This is a genomic window from Azoarcus taiwanensis, assembly GCF_012910885.1.
Taxonomy (GTDB): domain Bacteria; phylum Pseudomonadota; class Gammaproteobacteria; order Burkholderiales; family Rhodocyclaceae; genus Azoarcus_F; species Azoarcus_F taiwanensis.
In genome coordinates this window covers 1-474 of record NZ_WTVM01000297.1, presented here as the reverse complement: position 1 = coordinate 474, position 474 = coordinate 1, and the positions used below count along the sequence as shown (strand labels likewise).

Sequence of the window (474 nt, the reverse complement as noted above, 5' to 3'; positions counted from 1 at the left end):
GCTGTGACTACTGGTTTCAAACTATACTTCAAACGATTAAAGCTATAATGTAATTTATCAATTGATTGTGCAACGACATCATCTACAAGACCGTCTTCATGCGCCTTTTTCATTAAGAAAAGGTTAGCACCCACACTGAAATTGTTACCATCTGCATAAATAACCATACTTGTGTAATGGTCATTTTCCAGTAAATCAATCGCATCAACTAACGCATCGTTGAATTCATCGGTAATGACATTATTTTTACTTTGTAAGTTCAGTAACAGTTGATCATCATTAGTTACGGAAAGTTTGGCATCACCTTTATCCCAAATTTCATCTTTTACGAAGTGAGAAATAGGTGTTGCATATTCAATGGTCTCATCTTGTTTATAAAAGCCACCATCTAAATCACTAATCCATTGTGGTAAGTCTCCAAGTTCGTCTTCCATACGTGTTTTAACACGTTCGTATCCCATTGCATCCCATAAT

Annotated in this window: 1 protein-coding gene; it reads right to left on the bottom strand. The window is 35.4% G+C overall.

Annotated features, from left to right (window positions below; genetic code table 11):
* On the bottom strand, positions 1-474 hold a 474-nt coding region (locus tag GPA21_RS20405), incomplete at both ends, for an enoyl-CoA hydratase/isomerase family protein (RefSeq protein WP_168989875.1).